We start from the raw sequence: 4,009 nt of genomic DNA, 5'->3' as shown, positions 1-4,009 counted from the left end.
CCGCAGGAGTTCGCCCGCTGGCCGATGACCGCCCGGGAGAACATCCACCTCGGTCAGCCCCAGCCCGGCGGGGATGACGCCGTCCATCGCGCCGCGGCCGCAAGCGGCGCCGACGCGGTGATCAACGTGCTGCGCTCTGGCCTGGGTACGCTGCTGGCTCGCGAATGGTGGGGCGGCCAGGCCCTGTCCTCCGGGCAATGGCAGCGCATCGCGGGCGCCCGCGCAATCCACCGAGACGCCGGCCTACTGGTGATGGACGAGCCCACCTCCGACCTCGACGCCCGCGCCGAACATCTGGTGTTCACCGGGCTGCGCGAACTCGCGCGCGACCGCGCGATCGTTCTGGTCACTCACAACCTCGCCAACACGGTCATCGCCGATCGGATCGTGGTCATGGAAGGTGGGCGCGTGACTGCCGAGGGCACGTTTTCCCAGCTGACGACACAGCCCGGTCTCTTTCGCGATCTTTGGCTCCTCCAGCAGGACCGCGGTAACGCTTCGCTGGACGGGGAGACATCATGACCGGCCACTAGACAGCGGTCCTTTACGGCAAGCGCGGATTTGCCTTGATGGCGTCAACATCGGCCTGCTGAAGACGATCTATCTCTACGCCTTGGGCCACGGCCACCATGTGATCGTGGAAGGGATCCTGACTGCCAGCCGCTACGCCGGGATGCTCGACGAGCTTCGTCGCGAGCATCCCGGCGTCAGCGCCTTCTTCTACATGGACGTCCCGTGGGAGGAGACTCTCCGCCGCCATGATTCCCGCCCACAACGTTCGGCTTCCACTCCCGAGCAGATGCGGGAGTGGTATTCCACCTCGCTGGTCGGCCCGCTAAGGAGGCGCTGATGGACTTCGGCATCTGGCCGCCCCTGTTCATCGTTGATGTGGAAGGCAGCGGCGCCACTCCGCCGGACCTTGTGGAAGTCGCCACCATCCCCATCGTCGCCGCCGACTGGCGTCTCACCAGGCTCCACCGCGCCGCCTGGTGGAACCCACCCGCGATTGGAGGAGGGGATCACCGCGTTCAGGAGCTCGGTTGCGGCGTACCGTCGGTCAGCGGCGTGTGGTGACGCGGCCATCCTTTGAGCCGAAGACGCCGCCTGGGGGCGAGGGCGTCGTGTCCTTGGAACAAGGTGGTGAGTAACGGCCTGGGGGCAGATGAGCACGGCTACGGGCTGACTGCTGTCGTCCAGACGCGGGCCTCGTTGATCTCTTCCTTCGCGCGCAAGGCCTCGGCCAGATCGATCCCAGCACGGTTGGCGATGGCCGCAACATAGATCAGGACGTCGGCCAGCTCGTGACCAACCGGTCCAACTTGGCTCTTCGGGTCGATGACATGGCGGCCTGCTTGCGTACCGCTTTGCAAACCTCTCCGGTCTCCTCGGCCAACTTCAGGCACTGATCGACAGTGCTGCTGTGAGTGAAGCCCCGTTCCTGTTCCATTTCGGCGACGTAACGCTGGAGTTCTTCCAGGGACGGTGAATAGGCATGAGGAAGTGGCTTCATGATGATCCCGTTGTGACCAATGAGAGACGCGCCACACTAGCAGCACCGCCGGTGACGGCTCGCCGAAACTTAACTTTTCAAATCAGGCGCTCGGTCGGCTTGGCCTGGATCTGGGTGAGCGTGCGCAGGTTGTCCTCGAAGGGGCTCGCGTCTCCTGCGGCAGGGTGACAGCACCTGTGCGGGGCGGATCGGGGCCTGAGGGCGGGCGCCGGACGTTCAGGCGCTCCAGTCGCCGCGTTGGAGCATCCGTACGCGACGGAGCTGGGTGTCGAACTCCCCTGCGCGAGCGATTCGCTGCCTCCAGAGTACGGCGAGCCAGCGCAGCGCGCAGGTCCGCTGAGCGGCGGCGAACCGGGGTCGCTCGGCGTGTCCGACGCCCAGGTCGGGTAGCAGGTCGTGCCATTCGGCGTCGGGGATGTGGCGGGCGCTGATGTGCTCGACGTGGTCGGCGGCGTCGGTGGCGATGTCACCGACGCCGGCAAACTCGAAGTCAACGCAGGCCATCCCGTCGGTTGTCTGGAGCCAGTTGATCAGGTTCGCGTCGCCGCGTGACAGAACCCGTGCCGCTGGGCGGGCCAGCATGTGGGCGTCGCCGCTGTCGTGCCAGGCGGCGAGCAAAGCTTGCATGTCGGCGGTGAAGGGGTCGTCGTTGTGGTCGGCGAGTTGGGCTGGCCAGGCGTGGGTGAGGCGGCGCATGTAGTGGGCGACAGAGTCGTGCCGCCCCTGGGCGAGCGGCCCGGTCAGCGGAAGACGGTGGATGCGCTGGGTGATCGTGGCCATACCTTTGAGCGCGGCCCGGCGCTGGGGTGCGTCGAGATTCAGAAGTGGTGTGCCGTGTAGCAGGGTCATGCCGACGGCGGGCTGCGGGGACGATAGGTCGCACCACAGCGGTGCAGGCGCTTGGCTGCATCCGTGGTCGGCCAGCAGATTCAAGGCGGCCCACTCGCGCTCGGCGCGTCGAAGATCGTCTATCTTGTAGATCTTGATGCAGATCTGGGTGCCGGCGACTCGCGCCGCGTAAACGTGGTTTTGGCGGCCTCCGGTCAGGGGGCGGACCTCCAGGGCGCGCAGGGCCTCGTTCAGCTGCGCGGGGTCGGCGGCTCGGGCGCTGCGGAGCTTGTGGAGCAGGTTTTCAGGCGGACTCTGAGGTGAGGGCATCGATGGCTCCGCGGGGGCGTTGGCGCGCTGGTCAGGACGAACCTAGCGGGGCATGTCAGGCTGGCGGCTTGGAATCGCTCGAGTGCGACGCGCAGGGCTGGGCGCGGGCAACGCCTCTTGGACCTCCTCGATGGCCAGATCGTTGTCCTGTCCGAGCTGAGGTGGTGCACCCTGCACGATGGCCAGCGGTCATCTCCCAGTGAGACCACCGTCTGTGCCGGCGCGCCAGACGATCATGTCCATCGCCCTGCTGTGGTGCCGGACCCGGCGGCGCGCCGGTTGCGCAGGTCCAGCTCGTCGACATCCTGCCCCAAACCAGGGCATGCGCCGCAGCACATCCTTTTGATCGACTTCGAGGCACTCACCCCGCCCAGCCGACCCGCCGTCCCGGTCGAAGTGGCCGCATCTGGAGGCCGCCGCCGGTCTCCCGCCCAAGAAGCTGCCCACGCCGACAGGAGACCAGGAGGAGCTGTTTTGACGTCCGCAGCCCGCTACCAGCGGGCCAGCCCCAACCAGCAGCGCCATGCTCACCCCGTCGATAGATCCACCTCACGAAACGTTCTCACCCATGCTGCTGCCGCATGGATCTGTCGTAGTCGACGTGCGGTCCCAGCCCAGCCTCGGCTCGGCGCTCGTCAAGCCGGTCAGGATCTTCGATCGGCCGCGGCTGGAAAATGCCGCCAGAAGCGTAGTACTGCGTGCCGTACACCTGCGGCCGCCCCTCACCGACACGAACACGATCGACCAGGTACGCGAGGTTACGCGGCGCCGCTTGGCCCCCGTCTACGGCGACCTGCAGGAGCGCCAAACACCGTCGCTGGAAGTCCAGGTCGTGATCGGCATGCTGCGCCAGGAGCCAAGCTGCCTGCGCACCTTCCTCTCCCACTAGGTCATAACCCGGCCAGCCGTACTCGTCGACCACCTGCTTGAGGTACGCCGTGTTGTCGTCGTCTACGCTTCTCCATTTCTCCATCAGGTCACCCGGCACAGGTCCGTCCTTGGGTAGGCTCAGGCGCACCTCCTGGTCACATCGCATGCGTCGCAGCAGTTCATTGCGAAGGCCGGCATTAAACACGATGTGCGTTTCCCTTTCGCCCGTTCCATTCATTCGAGTGCTTCTCGTGTACTCACCGGCCGCTTCCGGCTCGCCCTCACGATCGGGGCCCAGTCGAGTGAACGTTTTTCATCCCCTGGCAGCGGAGCGCTGGTCACAGCGTGATCGCAAGGTCGGCGTTCGCCTGACCACATAGAGAAACCCCTGATAGACGGGTTGATCACCACAATCCACACCGTCGCAACCAGGGGCTTCGGATGCTGTTCTATCGTGCTGCCGTCGATTTG

General features: G+C 66.1%; 7 protein-coding genes. 3 read left to right on the top strand and 4 right to left on the bottom strand.

Going from position 1 to position 4,009, the window contains the following annotated elements; genetic code table 11:
• The 3 genes from ACWEVS_RS46025 to ACWEVS_RS46015 form a co-directional block, all read left to right on the top strand.
• Positions 1-522 (top strand): ATP-binding cassette domain-containing protein (locus ACWEVS_RS46025; RefSeq protein ID WP_452557559.1); only part of this gene is annotated, 522 nt, incomplete at its 5' end.
• A 115-nt stretch (positions 523-637) separates the two neighbouring features.
• A complete protein-coding gene (locus ACWEVS_RS46020) occupies positions 638-850 on the top strand; it encodes a hypothetical protein (RefSeq protein WP_452557557.1) in 213 nt (70 codons plus the stop codon).
• Complete coding sequence (locus tag ACWEVS_RS46015) at positions 850-1,074, top strand: hypothetical protein (RefSeq protein WP_452557555.1); 225 nt, start codon at positions 850-852, stop codon at positions 1,072-1,074. The genes ACWEVS_RS46020 and ACWEVS_RS46015 overlap by 1 nt, the downstream gene beginning before the upstream one ends.
• 98 nt (positions 1,075-1,172) lie before the next feature.
• On the opposite strand, the gene ACWEVS_RS46010 is transcribed toward ACWEVS_RS46015, so the two are convergent.
• The 4 genes from ACWEVS_RS46010 to ACWEVS_RS45995 all read right to left on the bottom strand — a co-directional run.
• Positions 1,173-1,370: a hypothetical protein gene (locus ACWEVS_RS46010; RefSeq protein ID WP_452557553.1), complete on the bottom strand. Its 198-nt coding sequence runs from the start codon at positions 1,368-1,370 to the stop codon at positions 1,173-1,175.
• A 356-nt stretch (positions 1,371-1,726) separates the two neighbouring features.
• Positions 1,727-2,668, bottom strand: a complete 942-nt coding sequence (locus ACWEVS_RS46005) for an aminoglycoside phosphotransferase family protein (RefSeq protein ID WP_452557551.1) — start codon at positions 2,666-2,668, stop codon at positions 1,727-1,729.
• A gap of 562 nt (positions 2,669-3,230) precedes the next feature.
• On the bottom strand, positions 3,231-3,776 hold the full coding sequence (locus ACWEVS_RS46000) for a DUF6624 domain-containing protein (protein WP_452557549.1): 546 nt from the start codon (positions 3,774-3,776) through the stop codon (positions 3,231-3,233).
• A partial coding sequence (locus ACWEVS_RS45995; RefSeq protein ID WP_452557547.1) for a hypothetical protein occupies positions 3,773-4,009 on the bottom strand: 237 nt, incomplete at its 5' end. The genes ACWEVS_RS46000 and ACWEVS_RS45995, both read right to left, overlap by 4 nt.

The sequence above is a fragment of the Nonomuraea sp. NPDC003754 genome (assembly GCF_053605785.1).
The sequence above is the reverse complement of the archived record's forward strand: the minus strand, read 5'-3'. Positions and strand labels throughout refer to the sequence as shown.